This window comes from Caballeronia jiangsuensis (assembly GCF_046030135.1).
Classification (GTDB): Bacteria; Pseudomonadota; Gammaproteobacteria; order Burkholderiales; family Burkholderiaceae; genus Caballeronia; species Caballeronia jiangsuensis.
Genome location: NZ_JAQQDB010000033.1, coordinates 1 through 18,626, shown reverse-complemented (window position 1 = coordinate 18,626; position 18,626 = coordinate 1). Strand labels below are relative to the sequence as shown.

Annotated in this window: 18 protein-coding genes; 12 read left to right on the top strand and 6 right to left on the bottom strand. The window is 64.7% G+C overall.

Features of this window, described 5'->3' with window-relative positions; all coding sequences use genetic code 11:
* Positions 1-23 precede the first annotated feature (23 nt).
* The 6 genes from prmA to PQR08_RS28140 all read right to left on the bottom strand — a co-directional run bounded on the left by prmA (position 24) and on the right by PQR08_RS28140 (position 4,706).
* On the bottom strand, positions 24-926 hold the full coding sequence (gene prmA, locus PQR08_RS28165) for a 50S ribosomal protein L11 methyltransferase (protein ID WP_250484148.1): 903 nt from the start codon (positions 924-926) through the stop codon (positions 24-26).
* A 34-nt stretch (positions 927-960) separates the two neighbouring features.
* Positions 961-2,328, bottom strand: coding sequence for an acetyl-CoA carboxylase biotin carboxylase subunit (accC, locus tag PQR08_RS28160; protein WP_035507740.1), 1,368 nt, complete (start codon positions 2,326-2,328; stop codon positions 961-963).
* Positions 2,329-2,482: 154 nt separating this feature from the next.
* The gene (gene accB, locus PQR08_RS28155; RefSeq protein WP_187606077.1) at positions 2,483-2,956 is read right to left on the bottom strand and encodes an acetyl-CoA carboxylase biotin carboxyl carrier protein; all 474 of its coding nucleotides are present in this window, start codon (positions 2,954-2,956) and stop codon (positions 2,483-2,485) included.
* Between the two features lie 75 nt (positions 2,957-3,031).
* Positions 3,032-3,292 (bottom strand): hypothetical protein, encoded by a 261-nt coding sequence (locus PQR08_RS28150; protein ID WP_250484147.1) that lies wholly within the window; start codon positions 3,290-3,292, stop codon positions 3,032-3,034.
* Positions 3,293-3,497: 205 nt separating this feature from the next.
* Positions 3,498-4,037, bottom strand: a complete 540-nt coding sequence (locus PQR08_RS28145; protein ID WP_408163035.1) for a TlpA family protein disulfide reductase — start codon at positions 4,035-4,037, stop codon at positions 3,498-3,500.
* Between the two features lie 18 nt (positions 4,038-4,055).
* On the bottom strand, positions 4,056-4,706 hold the full coding sequence (locus PQR08_RS28140; protein WP_408163033.1) for a UDP-N-acetylmuramate--alanine ligase: 651 nt from the start codon (positions 4,704-4,706) through the stop codon (positions 4,056-4,058).
* A gap of 190 nt (positions 4,707-4,896) precedes the next feature.
* On the opposite strand from PQR08_RS28140, the gene mpl reads away from it, so the two are divergent.
* The 12 genes from mpl to araH all read left to right on the top strand — a co-directional run bounded on the left by mpl (position 4,897) and on the right by araH (position 18,091).
* Positions 4,897-6,291: a UDP-N-acetylmuramate:L-alanyl-gamma-D-glutamyl-meso-diaminopimelate ligase gene (gene mpl / locus PQR08_RS28135; RefSeq protein ID WP_408163031.1), complete on the top strand. Its 1,395-nt coding sequence runs from the start codon at positions 4,897-4,899 to the stop codon at positions 6,289-6,291.
* Positions 6,288-6,887, top strand: coding sequence for a YqiA/YcfP family alpha/beta fold hydrolase (locus tag PQR08_RS28130; RefSeq protein ID WP_408163029.1), 600 nt, complete (start codon positions 6,288-6,290; stop codon positions 6,885-6,887). The genes mpl and PQR08_RS28130 overlap by 4 nt, the downstream gene beginning before the upstream one ends.
* A 74-nt stretch (positions 6,888-6,961) precedes the next feature.
* On the top strand, positions 6,962-9,016 hold the full coding sequence (locus PQR08_RS28125; protein ID WP_408163028.1) for a ribonuclease catalytic domain-containing protein: 2,055 nt from the start codon (positions 6,962-6,964) through the stop codon (positions 9,014-9,016).
* On the top strand, positions 9,013-9,855 hold the full coding sequence (aroE, locus tag PQR08_RS28120; RefSeq protein WP_250484142.1) for a shikimate dehydrogenase: 843 nt from the start codon (positions 9,013-9,015) through the stop codon (positions 9,853-9,855). The genes PQR08_RS28125 and aroE overlap by 4 nt, the downstream gene beginning before the upstream one ends.
* 1 nt (position 9,856) lies before the next feature.
* Positions 9,857-10,606, top strand: a complete 750-nt coding sequence (mtgA, locus tag PQR08_RS28115) for a monofunctional biosynthetic peptidoglycan transglycosylase (RefSeq protein WP_187606069.1) — start codon at positions 9,857-9,859, stop codon at positions 10,604-10,606.
* 349 nt (positions 10,607-10,955) lie between these two features.
* Entirely contained in the window at positions 10,956-11,900 is a 945-nt protein-coding gene (locus PQR08_RS28110) for an IclR family transcriptional regulator (RefSeq protein ID WP_250484141.1), read from the top strand.
* Complete coding sequence (locus PQR08_RS28105) at positions 11,897-12,886, top strand: 2-dehydro-3-deoxygalactonokinase (RefSeq protein ID WP_238212793.1); 990 nt, start codon at positions 11,897-11,899, stop codon at positions 12,884-12,886. Before PQR08_RS28110 ends, PQR08_RS28105 begins: the two co-directional genes overlap by 4 nt.
* A 15-nt stretch (positions 12,887-12,901) precedes the next feature.
* Positions 12,902-13,579 carry a 2-dehydro-3-deoxy-6-phosphogalactonate aldolase gene (locus tag PQR08_RS28100; RefSeq protein ID WP_187606066.1) on the top strand — a complete coding sequence of 226 codons (678 nt, stop codon included), beginning with the start codon at positions 12,902-12,904 and terminating at the stop codon, positions 13,577-13,579.
* Positions 13,576-14,355: an SDR family oxidoreductase gene (locus tag PQR08_RS28095; RefSeq protein ID WP_238288285.1), complete on the top strand. Its 780-nt coding sequence runs from the start codon at positions 13,576-13,578 to the stop codon at positions 14,353-14,355. The genes PQR08_RS28100 and PQR08_RS28095 overlap by 4 nt, the downstream gene beginning before the upstream one ends.
* 121 nt (positions 14,356-14,476) lie before the next feature.
* Entirely contained in the window at positions 14,477-15,484 is a 1,008-nt protein-coding gene (locus PQR08_RS28090; protein ID WP_035507702.1) for an arabinose ABC transporter substrate-binding protein, read from the top strand.
* Between the two features lie 57 nt (positions 15,485-15,541).
* On the top strand, positions 15,542-17,056 hold the full coding sequence (gene araG, locus PQR08_RS28085) for an L-arabinose ABC transporter ATP-binding protein AraG (RefSeq protein ID WP_250484138.1): 1,515 nt from the start codon (positions 15,542-15,544) through the stop codon (positions 17,054-17,056).
* Between the two features lie 18 nt (positions 17,057-17,074).
* Positions 17,075-18,091, top strand: a complete 1,017-nt coding sequence (araH, locus tag PQR08_RS28080) for an L-arabinose ABC transporter permease AraH (protein ID WP_187606063.1) — start codon at positions 17,075-17,077, stop codon at positions 18,089-18,091.
* Positions 18,092-18,626 lie beyond the last annotated feature (535 nt).

The following is an 18,626-nucleotide window of genomic DNA, read 5'->3' as shown; positions in this document are numbered from 1 at the left end:
TATTCGTGGAAGATGGCGCTATTCTAAAGGCTTTCGCGCCGCGTTCCCGCGAGGCATACCCAGCCTTCGTGCTCGCGCCAGACGCCGATGTCGATCCACTTGGCGTAGACCGCCGCGACCTCGTCGGCCTGCCGTGCGAGCACGCCCGACAGCGCGATTTTGCCGCCCGGCTTCACCTTCGCGGAGAGCATCGACGCCATCAGCTTGAGCGGATTCGAGAGGATGTTCGCGACGACGATATCGAATTCGCCGGCGGGGCACGCGTCGGGCAAACCGTAGGTCACGTCCGCGCGATTGCGCTCGCTGTTCTGACGCGCCGACTCGACCGCCTGAGGATCGATGTCGATGCCCACGACCGGGTCCGCGCCGCACTTCTTCGCGAGAATCGCGAGGATGCCGGAGCCGCAGCCGTAATCGAGCAGCGATTGCCCCGGACGCACGGATTGCTCCAGCCATTCCATGCACAGGCGCGTGGTCGGATGACTGCCGGTGCCGAACGCGAGCCCCGGATCGAGTTCGAGCACGAGCGCGCTCGGGTCGGGCGCGTCGTGCCACGAGGGCACGACCCAGATACGCTCGCCGATGGAAATCGGATCGAACTGCGCCTGCGTGAGACGCACCCAGTCCTGTTCCTCGACATCGCGCACGGTAAAGGAGGGCGTCGCCGCCAGGCCGATTTCGTTCGCGGCCGCGGCGAGCAGCACGTCGGGATCGGCGTCCTCGGCGAGCAGCGCCACGACGCGCGAGCGGTTCCACGCACGCTTCTCGGGCACGAGCCCCGGCTCGCCGAAGAGCGGCTGCTCGTCGGGCGTGTCGGCGTCGGCGTCCTCGACGGACACCGACAAGGCGCCGACGTCAAGCAGCGCGTCCGACAGCGCTTCCGCGTGCTCGCGATCCAGCTCGGCGATCAATTCCCGGTAACTCATGCTCGTGTCTCGTGCTCTCTTGCTTCGCTGTACTTCAGGACTCTTCGGCGACCGCCGCCTGACGCGCGGCCAGCTTGTTCTCGAGATAGTGGATGCTCGTGCCGCCTTCGACGAACTTCGCGTCGATCATCATCTCGCGATGCAGCGGAATGTTGGTCGAGATGCCTTCCACGACCATTTCCGACAGCGCGATGCGCATGCGGTTGATCGCCTGCTCGCGCGTCGCGCCGTAGGCAATCAGCTTGCCGATCATCGAATCGTAGTTCGGCGGAACGAAATAGCTCGCGTACGCATGCGAATCCACGCGGATGCCCGGGCCGCCCGGTGTATGCCACGACGTGATCCGTCCCGGCGACGGCGTGAACTTGAACGGATCTTCCGCGTTGATGCGGCATTCGATCGCATGGCCGCGGAACTGGATGTCCTTCTGGCGGATCGACAGCTTTTCGCCCGCCGCGATGCGAATCTGTTCCTGGACGATATCGACGCTCGTGATGAGTTCCGTCACCGGATGCTCGACCTGAACGCGCGTGTTCATCTCGATGAAGTAGAACTCGTTGTTCTCGTACAGGAACTCGAAGGTGCCCGCGCCGAGATAGCCCATCTTCTTGCAGGCGTCGGCGCAGCGGTCGCCGATACGCTCGATGAGACGTCGCGCGATGCCCGGCGCCGGCGCTTCCTCGATCACTTTCTGGTGACGGCGCTGCATCGAGCAGTCACGCTCGCCGAGCCAGATCGCGTTGCGGAAGGAATCCGACAACACCTGAATTTCGATGTGGCGCGGGTTCTCGAGGAACTTCTCCATGTACACCTGCGGGTTGCCGAAGGCGCGGCCCGCTTCCTCGCGCGTCATGTTGACCGCGTTGACGAGCGCCGCTTCCGTGTGCACCACGCGCATGCCGCGCCCGCCCCCGCCGCCCGCCGCCTTGATGATGACGGGGTAGCCGACCGTGCGCGCAATCTTCACGATCTCGCGCGGATCGTCTGGCAATGCGCCTTCCGAACCCGGCACGCACGGCACGCCGGTCTTGATCATCGTTTGCTTGGCGGTGACCTTGTCGCCCATCAGGCGGATGGTCTCGGGACGCGGACCGATGAACGTGAAGCCCGATTGTTCGACGCGCTCGGCGAAATCGGCATTCTCGGAGAGGAAGCCGTAGCCGGGATGGATGGCTTCGGCGTCGGTGACTTCGGCCGCGCTGATGAGCGCCGGCATGTTCAGGTACGAGAGGTTGGATGGCGCCGGTCCGATGCAGACGGCTTCGTCGGCCAGCCTGACGTACTTCGCTTCCTTGTCGGCTTCCGAGTAGACGACGACTGTCTTGACGCCCAGCTCGCGGCACGCGCGCTGGATGCGAAGCGCGATTTCGCCGCGGTTCGCAATGAGAATTTTTTCAAACATAGTGGGTCGGCTCATCAACGGGCTCGCGCGAGCGGCCCTCGGGGATCCAATCGGCGGCGCGCTTCTCGACGGATCGATGCTGCTCTGCGCGCCGGCGCGGTGAAGCTGTGCGACGGCGATGCAGACCGCATCCGCCGCACGGCCCGATGCGCCTTCAGTCGCCGATCACGAAGAGCGGCTGGCCGTATTCGACCGCCTGTCCGTTCTCGACGAGGATTTCCTTCACGACGCCGGCCTTATCCGATTCGATTTCGTTCAAGAGCTTCATCGCTTCGATGATGCACAGGGTCTGGCCTTCCTTCACCGTATCGCCGACCTGGATGAACGGGTCCGCGCCCGGCGACGGCGCGCGGTAGAACGAGCCGACCATCGGCGAGGTCACGATGTGACCTTGCGGCACGGCTGCCACCGGCGCGGCCGCTGCGGCCGGCGCACCTTCTCCCGCGCCCGCGAAGTGCGGCGCGGCCGGCGCCTGCATTTGCGGCGCGTACTGTTGCGGCGCCTGCATGTAGACAGGCGCGGCGTTCTTGACGATGCGAACCTTGCCTTCGCCTTCCGTCACTTCCAGCTCCGAGATGCCGGATTCCGAGACGAGGTCGATCAGCGTTTTCAGTTTACGAAGGTCCATCGAAAAATCCCCTTTCAATACTTGGAGACCGGGGTTGCCCGGTGCTTGACTTGATTTGTGGGTGTTCTGAACTGCTCAGCCGCGAGCCTGCGCGGCCAGCAGGCCGACGCGCGCACGCACTCCCGCGCCCGTGCAAGCGCCGACGGAAACGACGGCGGCGGAATCGGTCGGCACACCGCGGGCGTTCATGTCGAACGCCTCGGCGTGGTCGCTTTGATGTGCGCGCCCGAACTGCCAGCGCACGACGCCTGCGGATGCCCTGCGGCGACCGTCATCGTTTTCACGGATGTCGGACTTGACGGCGAGGTGGCCACGCGGCACCGGCAGAGTTGTCATAGTCGCTTCGGGTTGTGCGGAGTTCGGCGCACTTTATCGCCGTTTAGAGAATTTTGTCTAGTTTTACCGCGCGGCGCGTTCCGAAACTGTGGGACAAATTACCGCTCCACGCCGCATGACCGACTCAATTTCCCGCAAGATCGGTGTACTGTACCCTAACTTGCGGCTTACTCAATGCAAGTCGCAGCCTACAGACAGCGAATTTTTACAGGCTGTCGAGTGTGTGCTTCAACTCCGCCGGATCGACTTCGCCCAATTTTGTCGAGCGGATCTGCCCTTTGGCGTCGATCACCACCGTGAAAGGCAGGCCACCCGCGTTGTTGCCGAAGCTACGCGCAAGATCCGCGCCGCCGAAACCGGTGACATAGACGGGATACGCGACCTGCACCTTCTTCAGGAAGTCGTTGACGTTCTTCTCGCTATCCACGCCAAGTCCGATGAACTTGATGCCTTTCTTCTCGTAGTCGCGCTGCATGGCGGAGAGTGTGGGCATTTCCTTCACGCACGGTCCGCACCACGACGCCCAAAAATTGACGACGACCGGTTTGCCCTTGAACGATGCGAGCGGCACGGACGTGCCCGAAGCGCCCGGCGGCGTTGCTTTCCAGAGCTGATCGACGGCGTTCCCGCTCGCCGAGGTCGCGGCGACGCTATCGCCGCCGGTAAATACGTGACCCGCGTAAAAGCCGCCGACGGTCGCGGCGACCGCGACCACGAGGGCCGCCAGAATGCGTGTGCTTTTCATGAGCGTCCAGAAGAAAGATCAGCCGCCGATTTCCAGCGGCGGGGCATCATCGCGATGATCGAGCAGCGTGCGCACCGCCGCGGCGTTCGCGCGCGCAAGGCGTCCGCGACCGTCCGCGCGCACGGCGCCGCGGAGATCATCGGTGCCGTAGAGCGCGATGTGCACGCCGGTCGGCTCCTCGTTGCGCACCCGATGCAGAAAACTCAGCGTCTCGACATAGCCGCGACCGGCGAAATGCCGCGTCTCCGATACGTCGTACTGTATGTTCGCGTTCAGCAGGTAAATCGCGACTTCCTTCGGATTGTCGCAGAAGCATTGCAGATGGACGTCGGAATGCTCGCCCGCCGTGCCGTTGAGCACCGCGCCCGTCAGATACGGGTCGAAGAGTTTCAGGCGTTCCATCCATTCGAGTGCGACTTCGCGCATGCGCCGCAGCACGACCGGCTGGCTCTCGCTCTGGAAAATGGCCTGATATTCGCGGATTTCCTCTTCGATCTGATCGTTATCGGGCAGAAACTCGCCGCCGATCTTCGCCTCGCCGACGACCTGCCGCGCAGCCTTGCGCTTGGCGGTCGAGTAGTCGAGCCCGTCCTCGGCGATCATTCTCGCGGCGGCAATCGCGATTTCCTCGCGCACGCGCTGCGGATCGAAATGTGATTTGCGAACCATGCCGGAATGATACTAGATAAGCTCGGACGGCCCTTTTGCGGACTCGGTGCGGCACGCTCGCGCCAGCGAAGAGCGCCAGGCGTGCTCGGTTACAATATGCGCCTTCAGGCGCCTTTCTGCACGGGTTTGCCCACAAACGGCGCCGTTCCTGTTTTTGCATCTCAATCGCCCGCGCGGCGCGACACGGTTTATGCACATCCACATCCTCGGCATCTGCGGCACTTTCATGGGCGGACTGGCCGTTCTGGCGCGCGAGGCGGGCCACAAGGTCACCGGCTGCGACGCAGGCGTCTACCCGCCGATGAGCACGCAGCTCGAAGCGCAGGGCATCGAGTTGATCGAAGGTTACGGCGTCGAGCAAACCGCGCTCGAACCTGACTTGTTCGTCATCGGCAATGTCGTGACGCGCGGCAATCCGCTGATGGAGGCCATTCTCGATCGCGGCCTGCCGTATACGTCCGGCCCGCAGTGGCTTGGCGAGCACGTGCTGAATGGTAAATGGGTGCTCGCCGTCGCGGGTACGCACGGCAAGACCACGACGAGCTCCATGCTTGCGTGGCTGCTCGAAGACGCGGGCATGAATCCCGGCTTTCTGATCGGCGGCGTGCCGCTCAACTTTGGCATCTCGGCGCGTCTGACCGATTCGAGCTTCTTCGTCATCGAAGCCGACGAATACGACACCGCGTTCTTCGACAAGCGTTCGAAGTTCGTCCACTATCGCCCGCGCACGGCGGTGCTCAACAACCTCGAATTCGATCACGCCGATATCTTCCCCGATCTCGCCGCCATCGAAACGCAATTCCATCACCTCGTTCGCACCGTGCCGGGCGTCGGGCGCATCGTCACGAACGGGCGCGAGATCGCGCTCGAACGCGTGCTGACGCGCGGCTGCTGGTCGGGCGTCGAGCGCTTCGGCGTCGACGGCGGCTGGCAGGCGTTGCCCGTCGAGCAGGGCGCGACCGTCGATGAGCATTTCGCCGTGTACTGGGAGGGCGAGCGGCAGGGCGTCGTCGACTGGCAGGTGCAGGGCGAGCACAACCGCATGAACGCGCTCGCGGCGATCGCGGCGGCGCGCTCGGTCGGCGTGCCGGCGGCGCAATCGGTCAAGGCGCTTTCTAGCTTCCGCAACGTGAAGCGGCGCATGGAAGTGAAGGGCAGCGTGGACGGCGTCACCGTCTACGACGACTTCGCGCATCATCCGACCGCGATCGACACCACCGTCGCCGGGTTGAGGACGCGAATCGGCGATGCGCGCATCCTCGCCGTGCTGGAGCCGCGCTCGAACACGATGAAGCTCGGCACGATGAAGGCGCAATTGCCCGCGAGTCTCGCAAGCGCGGATCTGGTATTCGGCTACGGCGCGCGTGAAGGCCGCGACAAGCTCGGCTGGGATCTCGCCGAGGCGCTGTCTCCGCTCGGCGACAAGGCGCGGGCATTCAACGAGATCGAACCTCTGGTGAAGGCGGTCACGGCCGCCGCGCGCCCCGGCGACCACGTGCTCGTGATGAGCAACGGCGGCTTTGGCGGCGTCCATCAGAAACTGCTCGACGCGCTATCCGCGCGTGGCGCGGGAGGACACTCGTGATTCTCTATCTGCACGGCTTTCGCTCGTCGCCCGGATCCTTCAAGGCGCGCGTGATGCACGCGCGTCTCGCGGAACTCGGGCGGCTCGGCGAATGGCAGTGCCCGATGCTGCCGGTGTCGCCGTTCGATGCCGTCGCGCTGGCGGAATCGCTCGTCGCGGACGAGAAGCCGGGCGATGTGATCGTCGTCGGCAGTTCGCTCGGCGGCTACTACGCGACGTATCTCGCCGAGAAACACGGCTGGCGCGCCGTGCTGCTCAACCCGGCGGTGATGCCCGATCGCGATCTGAGCCACTATCTCGGCGAGCAGCCGTTGTGGCACGGCGACGGCAGCATCACCGTATTGCCGAGTCATCTGGACGAACTGCGCGCGCTCGCGATCGAGTCGATCACGCGGCCGGAGCGCTACTATCTGATCGCGGCGACGGGCGACGAAGTGCTCGATTACCGCACGATGCTCGACCACTATCCCGGCGTGCGGACCACGCTGATCCAGGGCGGCGATCACGCGATCAGCGACTTCCCGGCCTATCTCGCCGATGTCATCGCGTTTTGCGATCAGGCGCCGCCACCGCTCGTCGCCCCGGCGGCGGCGTGAGCGCGCGGCGTCACACCAATTCAACCACCGGCGCAAATCACGCGGCCCGGTCCACCGTCTTACGAGAGTATTGAGTGAACGTTTTCTTCGAGGAATCGGGTAGTTTCAAGGCCGGATCGGTGTTGTCCAAGCAGGGCGACGCGTTCCAGGTCGAGTTGCCGGGCGGGCGGCGCGCCAAGGTGCGCGCGAAAGACGTGCTGATCGAATTCGACAAACCCGCGGCCGGCGATCTGATGCAGGAAGCCGACGCCATCGCACAGGAAATCGATCTCGACTTTCTGTGGGAATGCGCGCCCGAAGACGAATTTCCGTTCGCGGCGCTCGGCGCGGATTATTTCGGCGACAAATTCGGTCCGACCGAACGCGCGGCGCTCGTCCTGCGCATGCACGGCGCGCCGGTCTATTTCCGGCGCAAGGGGCGCGGCCAGTATCAGCGCGCGCCGCAGGAACAATTGCAGATGGCGCTCGCAGGGCTGGAGCGCAAGCGTCAGCAGGCGCTCGTGCAGCAGGGTTACGAAGACGACCTGAAGGCGGGCAAGTTGCCCGACGCGCTGAAGGACAAGGCGCTGGGCCTGCTCACGAAGCCCGACAAGAATTCCATCGAGTACAAGGCGCTCGAAGCAGCGGCGGCCGCGCGCGGCATTTCGCAGGCGCGGCTGATGCTCGAATGCGGCGGCATCGCGTCGCCGCGCGCGTTGCACGAAGCGCGCTTTCTGTCGGAGTACTTTCCGCATGGCACCGGCTTTCCCTCGGTGCAGCCGGGCCCGTTGCCGGAAGATCTGCCGCAAGCGAATGTCGAAGCCTTTTCCATCGACGACGTCACCACGACCGAAATCGACGACGCCTTCTCCGTCCAGCATCTCTCCGACGGCCGCGTGCGCGTGGGCATCCACATCGCGGCGCCGGCGCTCGGCATCACGCGCGGCGACATGATCGATGCGATCGCGCGCGGGCGTCTCTCCACGGTCTACATGCCCGGCGACAAGATCACGATGCTGCCGGACAACGTCGTGGATGTGTTCACGCTCGGCGAAGGCGGGCTGCGTCCGGCGCTGTCGCTGTACATCATCGTGAAGCGCGATACGCAGGAAATCGTCGCGACGGAAACGCGCGCCGAACGCGTGTTCGTGAAGAGCAACCTGCGCCACAACCATCTCGATGCGTTCGTCACCGAGGAAAGCCTCGCCGCCGGCACGGGCGATTACGCGCACAAGGCGGATATCGCGGTGCTGTGGCCGCTCGCGCAGGCGCTCTTCGAAAAGCGTCAGCAGGCGCGTGCGAGTTACGGTCTCAAGCGCGAAGTGCAGCGCAACAACGACTTCAACTTCTATGTCGATGGCGAGCACATCACGATCACGCCGCGCCGTCGCGGTTCGCCGCTCGATCTGATCGTCGCGGAACTCGCGATTCTCGCGAATTCGTCGTGGGGCGCATTCCTCGACGATCACGGCGTGCCGGGCATCTATCGCTCGCAGCGCGGCTTCGGCGGTCCCGGTCCGAAGCGCACGCGCATGCAGACGACGCCCGCGCCGCACGAAGGGCTAGGCGTCGCGCAATATGCGTGGAGCACGTCGCCGCTGCGCCGCTACGTCGATCTCGTCAATCAATGGCAACTGCTCGCGTGCGTGCAGCATGGCGTGACGGCCAAGCTCGCCGCGCCATTCAAGCCGAAGGACGCGGATCTCTTCGCCGTCGTGCAGGGCTTCGACGACACCTACACCGCGTACGCCGATCATCAGCGCCGCATGGAGTATTTCTGGTGTCTGCGCTGGCTGAAGCAGGAGAACCGGAAACAGGTTCCGGCGTCGGTCATCAAGGATGATCTCGTCCGGCTCGAGGAAATTCCGCTGATCCTGCACGTACCGGGGCTCGGCGTGCATGCGCGCGGCACGCGTCTGATGCTGGAAGTCGTGTCGATCGATGAACTGACCGTCGAAGCGTCCTGCCGTCTGCTGCATGTCATCGATGCGCCGTCCGCGAGCGCGCCGGTCGAGGAAGAGGAAGCCGAAGAGGAAATCATCGAGACCGACGATCTTTCCGCCGAAAGCGAAGCCGAAGCGCAGGCGGAAGCGTCGGCGGAGCAGCCACAACCGGAAACGCCGGACAACGCGCAGGAACCGACGCCATGAAAGACCAGTACGCGGTGATCGGCAATCCGATCGAGCACAGCAAATCGCCGTGGATTCACGCGAAGTTCGCCGAGCAGACCGGCGAGCCTGTCGAATACGGGCGCATTCTCGGGCCGCTCAACGGCTTCGAGCGTGAGGTGAAGAACTTCGTCGCGTCGGGCGGACGCGGCATGAACGTCACGGTGCCGTTCAAGCTCGAAGCGCACGCGCTCGCGGATTCGCTGTCGCCGCGCGCGGCGGCGGCGGGCGCGGTCAACACGCTGGCCTTCGGTCCCGATGGCGTGCGCGGCGACAACACCGACGGCGTCGGCCTCGTGCGCGACATCGAGGTGAATCTCGGCGTGAGCCTGAAGGGCGCGCGCATTCTGCTGCTCGGCGCGGGCGGCGCGGCACGCGGCGTCGTGCTGCCGATCTTCGATCGCGCTCCGGCGGCGCTCACGATCGTCAACCGCACGGCGGCGAAGGCGCATCAGCTCGTCGAGCAGTTCGCGCAAAACGCGGCCGAATGCGGCGTGCGCTTCTCGGGCGGCGGCGCCGACAGCGCGGAAGCGGGCCGCTACGACGTGATCGTCAACGCCACTGCGGGCAGCCTCGACGCCGCCTTGCCCGATTGCGACGACAGCGCGTTCGGCGCGGGCACGCTCGCCTACGACATGATGTACGGCGCGCAACCGACCGTCTTCATGCAGCACGCGTCGAAGCTCGGCGCGCGCGCATCGGACGGCCTCGGCATGCTGGTCGAGCAGGCCGCCGAATCGTTCTTCATCTGGCGCGGCGTGCGCCCGGACGGCGGCGCGGTGCTGCGCGAATTGCGCCAGACGCTCGCAGCCAAAGCCTGATATGACCACCGCGCCGATCGGGAGCCGCGCGCCACGCGTGCACAAGGCGGTGCGGCTCGGCCCGGCGCGATGGATCCTGTACGGCGTGTCCGTGCTCGGCATCGCATTCATTGCGACGCAACTTTACTTCTTCGCGCAGATCGGCATCTGGACGGTCGTGAATCCCGGCCCGACGGCCTTCATGCGCTCCGATGCATGGACGCTCGCGAAGACGCATCCCGGCGTGTCGCTGCAGCGCACCTGGGTGCCGTACGACCAGATTTCGCGCAATCTGAAGCGCGCGATCATCGCGTCGGAAGATGCCAACTTCGTCAACAACAACGGCTACGAAACCGACGCCATTCTGCAGGCGTGGGAGAAGAACAAGGCGCGCGGAAAAATCGTCGCGGGCGGTTCGACCATTTCGCAGCAACTCGCGCGCAATCTCTTTCTGTCGCGCGAGAAGAGCTATGTGCGCAAGGCGGAGGAGCTCGTCATCACGTGGATGCTCGAATTCTGGATGGACAAGGAACGCATCTTCGAGATCTATCTGAATTCGGTCGAGTGGGGCAACGGCGTGTACGGCGCGCAGGCGGCGGCGCAGTATTACTACAAGACGTCGGCGGCGAATCTGTCGGTCGGGCAGAGCGCGCGGCTCGCCGTGATGCTGCCGCGGCCCAAGTATTTCGACGACCATCGCAACGCGCCGTATCTGTCGCAGCGTTCACGCGTCATCGCGCGCCGAATGGGTGCGGCGGAGTTGCCGCAATGAAATTCAGTTTGCGAAACTAAACAATGTAAAGCCCTGATATATCAGGGCTTTTTTGTGTTTGGAGTGCTATCGGCGGTCACGTTCTCTCCCATTATCTGAGCATGACGATCACATATTGAATAATTCGAAGAGCCCGAACTACAATCCGACCAAAGCCTGAACGGCACATGCGAGCGACGACCGGAGAGACTCTGCGGCGCGCACGACCAGAACAACGGAGACACGTCATGCACTCGATCGCCTGTCCGCGCTCGCGGGCCTCTTCACACGATCCGCACGTTCGTCCGGCAGTGCGCGCCACGGCGCCCGCTAGCGCCAGCCGACGCGCATCGTGATCGAGAACCGCGCCATGACCAAATTCCAGAACCCTGAAACCGATGCCGCCGAAGCGCAATCCGCGCACGCGAGCGGCCCGAGCGTGAAGCGCAACGGCGCAAGCGGGACGAAGCACACGCCCGATCCCGATGCGATCGCATTGCCGAGCGCGCTCGTCGATGTCACGCCGCAGCAGGCCGGCACGCAAACGCTCCTGCGCGGTCTCGCGATTCTCGAAGCCGCTGCGAACGGCGCGCGCGATCTGCGCTCGTTCGGCGCGGCGCTCGGCACGACGCGCAGCACGACGCATCGGCTCGTGAGCTCGCTCGTGCAGGCGCGCTATCTTCGCCAGGTGCAGGGCGGCTATCTGCTCGGGCCGAAGCTCATCGAACTGGGCACGATCGCGCTCGAACAGATGCCGCTCACGGCGGTCGCGCGCCCGCACCTTCAGGTGCTCGCTGAACACACGCACGACACCATTCACCTCGGCGTGCGCGACGGCGACGACGTCCTCTACATCGACAAGATTCCCGGCACGCGCGGCCTGGAGATGCGCTCGCGCGTCGGGCATCGCATGCCGCTCGCATCGACGGGCATCGGCAAGGCAATGATGCTCGACCTCGAATCGAACACGTGGAAGAAGCTGCTCGAAGCGTCGCATCGCGTGCTCGCGAAAACGAGCTTCAAGCCCGACAACCGCCCCGACTTCGACACCTTCCTGCAGCGCATGACGCGTTATTCGCAAGGCGGCTTCACGTTCGATCTCGAAGAAAACGAGGCATCGATCCGCTGCGTCGCTGCGCCGGTGCGCGATGCGTCGGGCGCGATCGTCGCGGCCTTGTCGGTGGCGAGCACGATTCCCTATATGCCGCATGAACGCATGGAAGAACTGATTCCGGTCGTGCAGCGCGAGGCGCGCGCGATTTCCGAGGAACTTGGCTGGCGCGCCCCGCTGGCGGCCCGCAGGATCAAGCGATGAACGCATCTGTTTCCACGCCCGCGCTCATCGCGCTCGACTGGGGCACGACATCGCTGCGCGCCTATCTGCTGGGCGCGGACGGCGCCGTGCTCGACACGCGCGCATCGCCGGCCGGCATCATGAATCTGCCCGCGGGCCGCTTCGATCAGGCGTTCGAGGAAACCTGCGGCGCGTGGCTCGATGCGCATGCGACGCTTGCCGCGCCGTTGCCCGTGATCGCGGCGGGCATGGTCGGCAGCGCGCAGGGCTGGGTGGAAGCGCCGTACGTCGAAACGCCGGCCGGCGCGGATGCGCTCGTCGCGGGCATCGTCACGGTGAAGGCGGCGCGCGGCGTCGAGGTGCATGTCGTGCCCGGCGTGCTGGAGCGCGGCGTGTTGCCCAACGTGATGCGCGGCGAAGAGACGCAGATTTTCGGCGCGCTGGCGAGCGAGCCGTCGCTCGGAACGTCGGGCGGCGCGCTGATCGGCCTGCCGGGCACGCACGCGAAATGGGCGTTCGTGAGCGATGAGCGCATCGAGCGCTTCTACACCTTCATGACGGGCGAGACCTTCGCCGCGCTGCGCGATCACTCGATTCTCGGCCGCACGATGCAGCCGGGCGCGTCGCACGACGAACAGGCGTTCATTCGCGGCGTCGATACGGCGCGCGATGCCGGTCATGCAGGCGTGCTCGCGACGATCTTCACCACGCGCACGCTCGGCCTCACCGGTCAGCTGACGGGCGAGCAGCAGCCGGATTATCTGTCGGGGCTGTTGATCGGCCACGAGCTGCGCGGCCTGAACGAAGTGCTCACGCGCGAACGATCCGCGCTCGCGGGCAAGACCTTGCGCCTGATCGGCAACGACGCGCTCTGCGACCGCTATCGCGCCGCGCTCGCGCGCTTCGGTTGCCACGACGCACCGACCGTCGCGCAGGCCACCGAGCGCGGCCTTTATCGAATTGCAGCGCGTGCCGGGCTCGTCGCCGCGCCCGTGCGCACGGCCTGAGAAGGAGCCAACACAATGCAGCCTCCCATCAATCTGCCCGCGCCGTACGGCATGCACGGCGGTCTCGCGAAGGCGTTCGCCGCGTGCCCGCTGATCGCGATTCTGCGCGGCGTGACGCCGGCCGATGCCGCCGATCAGGGCCGCGCGCTGTACGAAGCGGGCTTTCGCATCGTCGAAGTGCCGCTCAATTCGCCGCAGCCGTTCGACAGCATCGCGGCGATCCGTCAGGCGCTGCCCGCCGATGCGATCGTCGGTGCGGGGACCGTCCTGCATCCGAGTTACGTCGACAGCGTGAAAGCCGCCGGCGGCGAACTCATCGTGATGCCGCACAGCGACGCCGATGTCGTGCGCGCCGCGAAGGCGCAAGGTCTCGCGTGCGCGCCGGGCGTCGCGACGCCGAACGAGGCGTTTCTCGCGCTGAAGAACGGCGCGGACGTGCTGAAGATGTTCCCCGCCGAACAACTCGGCCCGAACGTGACGAAGGCATGGCGCGCGGTCATCGCGCAGCAAGTGCCGCTCGTGCCGGTCGGCGGCATTTCTCCGGACAACATGGGCCCGTTTTTGAGCGCGGGCGCGAACGGCTTCGGCCTCGGCTCCGCGCTGTACAAGCCGGGCCAGAGCGCGGAGGTGACGGCGTCGCACGCGAAGGCGTTCATCGACGGACTCGCGAAAGCGCGAGGCGAAATCAAATGAACCGGCTCGCCGGCAAAGTGACGATGGTCACGGGCGCGGGACGCGGCATCGGCGCGGCGATCGCGCTGGCGTTCGCGCGCGAGGGCGCGTCGGTGGCGCTGGCGGAACTCGATATCGATACGGCTCGCGCGACGGCCGAGCGCATTTCGTCGGAAGTGAGCGGCGCGCGTGTGATCGCGGTGCAGACCGACGTCACGCAGAGCGCGCAGGTGAAAGAGGCCGTCGGGCATATCGAAGCTTCGCTGGGACCGCTCGACGTGCTCGTGAACAACGCCGGCATCAACGTGTTCTGCGATCCGCTCACGATGACCGACGACGACTGGCGTCGCTGTTTCGCCGTCGATCTCGACGGCGTGTGGAACGGCTGCCGCGCGGTGCTGCCGGGCATGGTCGCGCGCGAGCGCGGCAGCATCGTGAATATCGCGTCGACGCACGCTTTCAAGATCATTCCCGGCTGCTTTCCGTATCCGGTGGCGAAGCACGGCGTGATCGGACTGACGCGCGCACTCGGCATCGAATACGCGCCGAACAACGTGCGCGTGAATGCGATCGCGCCGGGTTACATCGAAACGCAATTGACGCTGGATTGGTGGGATTCGCAAGCCGATCCGAAGGCCGCGCGCCAGGCGACGCTCGATCTTCAGCCGATGAAGCGTATCGGCCAGCCGCAGGAAGTCGCGATGACGGCGGTGTTCCTCGCATCTGACGAGGCGCCGTTCATCAACGCGAGTTGCATCACGGTCGATGGCGGGCGCTCCGCGCTCTATCACGACTAGGCACAAAAGAATGACGCACTGGCCGCGGTGCGACATCACGACAACAAAACGCGGCCACACACCTTCGTAGCGCCCGCATACGGGCATCTTTGAGATAACGGAAAAAGTCGGGAGACAAAAGATGAAACGCAGACTGTTCCTCACGCTGATCGCCGCGGCCACGGCCACGAGCGCGTCCATGATCGCGGCGCCCGTCGCGCAGGCCGCCGACGACGTCAAGATCGGCTTCCTCGTGAAGCAGCCGGAAGAACCGTGGTTCCAGGACGAGTGGAAATTCGCCGAAATGGCCGCGAAGGAGAAGGGCTTCACGCTCGTGAAGATCGGCGCGCCGTCGGGTGAAAAAGTGATGAGCGCGATCGACAACCTCGCCGCGCAAAAGGCGCAGGGCTTCATCATCTGCACGCCGGATGTGAAGCTCGGGCCGGGCATCGTCGCGAAGGCGAAGGCCGACAAGCTCAAGATGATGACGGTCGATGACCGCCTCGTCGACGGTTCGGGCAAGCCGATCGAAGCTGTGCCGCACATGGGCATTTCGGCTTACAACATCGGCAAGCAGGTCGGCGACGGCATCGCCGCCGAAATCAAGAAGCGCGGCTGGGACATGAAGGATGTCGGCGCGATCGACGTGACCTACGAGCAGCTGCCGACCGCGCATGACCGCACGAGCGGCGCGACCGATGCGCTCGTGGCCGCCGGCTTCCCGAAGGCGAACATCGTCGCCGCGCCGCAGGCGAAGACCGACACCGAGAACGCGTTCAATGCCGCGAACATCGCGCTCACGAAGAACCCGCAGTACAAGCACTGGGTTGCCTACGCGCTCAACGACGAGGGCGTGCTCGGCGCCGTGCGCGCGGCGGAAGGGCGCGGCTTCAAGGCGGACAACATGATCGGCATCGGCATCGGCGGTTCGGACTCGGCGTTGAACGAGTTCAAGAAGCCGAACCCGACGGGCTTCTACGGCACCGTCATCATCAGCCCGAAGCGCCACGGCGAAGAGACGTCCGAGCTGATGTACGCGTGGATCAAGGACGGCAAGGCGCCGCCGCCGCTCACGCTCACGACCGGCATGCTGGCTACGCGTGAAAACGTGGCGTCGGTCCGTCAGCAAATGGGTCTGGCGTCGAACTAAAAGTGCAATGGCGGGCCGCGTCTCGACGATGCGGCCCGCAAGAAACCAGGAGGCGATGTGTCAGCGACGCTGCGTTTTGACAATATCGGCAAGGTGTTTCCAGGCGTGCGCGCGCTCGACGGCGTGTCGTTCGACGTCAACGCCGGCGAAGTTCACGGCTTGATGGGCGAGAACGGCGCGGGTAAATCGACCTTGCTCAAGATTCTCGGCGGCGAGTATCAGCCCGATTCGGGGCGCGTGCTCATCGACGAAACCGAAGTACATTTCGCGAGCGCGGCGGCTTCGATCGCGTCGGGCATCGCGGTGATTCACCAGGAATTGCAGTACGTGCCGGACCTGACCGTGTCCGAAAACCTGCTGCTCGGCGCGCTGCCGAACCGGCTCGGCTGGGTCGACAAGCGCGCGGCGAAAGCGCACGTGCGCGAGCGGCTGACGGCGATGGGCGTCGATCTCGATCCGAACGCGAAGCTGCGCAAGCTGTCGATCGCGCAGCGGCAGATGGTGGAAATCTGCAAGGCGCTGCTGCGCAACGCGCGCGTGATCGCGCTGGATGAACCGACGAGTTCGCTGTCGCATCGCGAGACGGAAGTGCTGTTCAAGCTCGTGCGCGATCTCAAGGCGGACAACCGCGCGTTGATTTACATCTCGCATCGCATGGACGAGATTTACGAGTTGTGCGACGCGTGCACGATTTTCCGCGACGGCCGCAAGATCGCGTCGCATCTGACGCTTGCGGAAGTGCCGCGCGAGACGCTCGTGCAGGAAATGGTCGGCCGCGAAATCAGCGACATCTACGACTATCGCGCGCGGCCGCTGGGCGAGGTGCGTTTTGCAGTGAAGAACGTGCTGGGTGACGCATTGAGCGCGCCCGTGAGCTTCGAGGTGAAACGCGGCGAGATCGTCGGATTCTTCGGTCTGGTCGGCGCGGGCCGCAGCGAACTGATGCATCTCGTCTACGGCGCGGACAAGAAGAAGGACGGCACGATCACGCTCGACGGCCAGCAGATCAAGGTTCGCAGCACCGGCGAGGCGATCCGTCACGGCATCGTGCTGTGCCCGGAGGATCGCAAGGAAGAAGGCATCGTCGCGATGGCGACGGTCGCGGAGAACATCAACATCTCGTGCCGCCGTCACTATCTGCGCGGCGGGCTGTTTCTCGATCGCAAGAAGGAGGCGCAGACGGCCGAGCGCTTCATTCAGCTTCTGAAGATCAAGACGCCGAGCCGCAAGCAGCGCATCCGCTTCTTGTCGGGCGGCAATCAACAGAAGGCGATTCTTTCGCGCTGGCTCGCGGAGCCGGATCTGAAGGTCGTGATTCTCGACGAACCGACGCGCGGCATCGACGTCGGTGCGAAACATGAAATCTATAACGTGATCTATCAGCTCGCCGAGCGCGGCTGCGCGATCGTGATGATTTCGTCGGAGTTGCCGGAAGTGCTCGGCGTGTCCGACCGGATCGTCGTGATGCGGCAGGGGCGGATCGCGGGCGAATTGCCGCGCGACAAGGCGAACGAACAGGCGGTGCTGAGTCTCGCGCTGCCGCAGAGCGATAGCGTCGCCGAAGCGGCGTAAGGACAAGAGGAGCGAATCATGGAAGCAAGAGAAAACATCGTGGGGCAGGCGACCGAGACCGTCGCGAACGCGCTGATCCCGCAAAAGAACGACAAGCAGAAGTGGTGGCAGCAGATCACGGAATACAGCCTGATTGTGATCTTCGTCGTCATGTTCCTGACGATGTCGCTGACCGTCGATCACTTCTTCTCGATCGAGAACATGCTCGGTCTGGCGTTGTCGATCTCGCAGATCGGCATGGTCGCGTGCACGATGATGTTCTGTCTCGCGTCGCGCGACTTCGACTTGTCGGTCGGTTCGACGATCGCGTTCGCCGGCGTGCTTTGCGCGATGGTGCTCAACGCGACCGACAACACCGCGATCGCGATCGTCGCGGCGGTGGCGGCGGGCGCGGTGATCGGCTTCGTGAACGGCGCGGTGATCGCCTATCTGCGCATCAACGCGCTGATCACCACGCTGGCGACGATGGAGATCGTGCGCGGGCTCGGGTTCATCGTGTCGCATGGGCAGGCGGTCGGTGTGTCGTCGGATACGTTCATCGCGCTCGGCAGTTTGTCGATGGTCGGGATTTCCCTGCCTATCTGGGTGACGCTTGCGTGCTTCATCGTTTTTGGCGTATTGCTCAACCAGACGGTGTATGGACGTAATACATTGGCGATCGGCGGGAATCCTGAAGCGTCGCGGCTTGCGGGTATCAATGTCGAGCGCACGCGGGTTTGGATCTTTTTGATTCAGGGCGCGGTGACGGCGCTGGCGGGTGTCATTCTCGCTTCGCGGATCACTTCGGGGCAGCCGAATGCTGCTCAGGGTTTTGAGCTGAACGTGATTTCGGCTTGCGTGCTGGGGGGCGTTTCGCTGCTCGGCGGGCGGGCGACGATTTCTGGCGTCGTGATCGGGGTGCTGATTATGGGCACGGTCGAGAACGTCATGAATCTTCTGAATATCGATGCGTTCTATCAGTACCTCGTGCGGGGGGCGATCTTGCTTGCTGCCGTGTTGCTCGATCAGTTGAAGAATCGTGGGTCGAGGGATTGAGGGTTTTTGGTTTTAGTGTGCTTCGGGTTTCGTGGAAGCTTGCTTTCGCGGTGGTCTATTAGCACTGCCCCTCCCCGGGGCGGGGGTCACTTTCTTTGCTGCTGCAAAGAAAGTAACCAAAGAAAGCAGCTTCTCATCGCCCGCAGTCACACGCACGTTGGCCACGCTTGCCAGCCGCCAATGGCCCTCGCCTAAGTGTCGCCCTCGTAGGGCCCCACCGGGCTTGGCTCGTGCACGGTCTGACAAGCTAGACGTTTAGGCGCGCTGGTTCAGCACGAAACAGCTCCGGCACAGCGCTGCGCGCTGCCGCTGGGTTTGCAAGGGAAACCGTCGAAGAAGCGCACGCAGACCCGATTGACCGGTCGGCCGCGAAGCGGGCTGGAGCTATTTGGTGCTGAACCAGTCAGTGAAGCGGCACGAGGCGACAGACCGTGCGCGAGCCAAGCCCAGTTAGTCCTACGAGGGCGACACTTAGGCGAGGGCCACGGGCGGCTGGCAAGCATGGCCAACGTGCGTGTGACCGCGGGCTTAGACG

Coding starts and splice junctions, on each gene's coding strand:
- PQR08_RS28145 (WP_408163035.1), bottom strand. CDS start 4,037: ATGAAAAGCACACGCATTCTGGCGGCCCTCGTGGTCGCGGTCGCCGCG.
- PQR08_RS28100 (WP_187606066.1), top strand. CDS start 12,902: ATGCAGCCTCCCATCAATCTGCCCGCGCCGTACGGCATGCACGGCGGT.
- accB (WP_187606077.1), bottom strand. CDS start 2,956: ATGGACCTTCGTAAACTGAAAACGCTGATCGACCTCGTCTCGGAATCC.
- PQR08_RS28150 (WP_250484147.1), bottom strand. CDS start 3,292: ATGACAACTCTGCCGGTGCCGCGTGGCCACCTCGCCGTCAAGTCCGAC.
- mpl (WP_408163031.1), top strand. CDS start 4,897: ATGCACATCCACATCCTCGGCATCTGCGGCACTTTCATGGGCGGACTG.
- PQR08_RS28095 (WP_238288285.1), top strand. CDS start 13,576: ATGAACCGGCTCGCCGGCAAAGTGACGATGGTCACGGGCGCGGGACGC.
- PQR08_RS28090 (WP_035507702.1), top strand. CDS start 14,477: ATGAAACGCAGACTGTTCCTCACGCTGATCGCCGCGGCCACGGCCACG.
- PQR08_RS28105 (WP_238212793.1), top strand. CDS start 11,897: ATGAACGCATCTGTTTCCACGCCCGCGCTCATCGCGCTCGACTGGGGC.
- mtgA (WP_187606069.1), top strand. CDS start 9,857: ATGACCACCGCGCCGATCGGGAGCCGCGCGCCACGCGTGCACAAGGCG.
- PQR08_RS28110 (WP_250484141.1), top strand. CDS start 10,956: ATGACCAAATTCCAGAACCCTGAAACCGATGCCGCCGAAGCGCAATCC.
- araH (WP_187606063.1), top strand. CDS start 17,075: ATGGAAGCAAGAGAAAACATCGTGGGGCAGGCGACCGAGACCGTCGCG.
- PQR08_RS28140 (WP_408163033.1), bottom strand. CDS start 4,706: ATGGTTCGCAAATCACATTTCGATCCGCAGCGCGTGCGCGAGGAAATC.
- accC (WP_035507740.1), bottom strand. CDS start 2,328: ATGTTTGAAAAAATTCTCATTGCGAACCGCGGCGAAATCGCGCTTCGC.
- aroE (WP_250484142.1), top strand. CDS start 9,013: ATGAAAGACCAGTACGCGGTGATCGGCAATCCGATCGAGCACAGCAAA.
- prmA (WP_250484148.1), bottom strand. CDS start 926: ATGAGTTACCGGGAATTGATCGCCGAGCTGGATCGCGAGCACGCGGAA.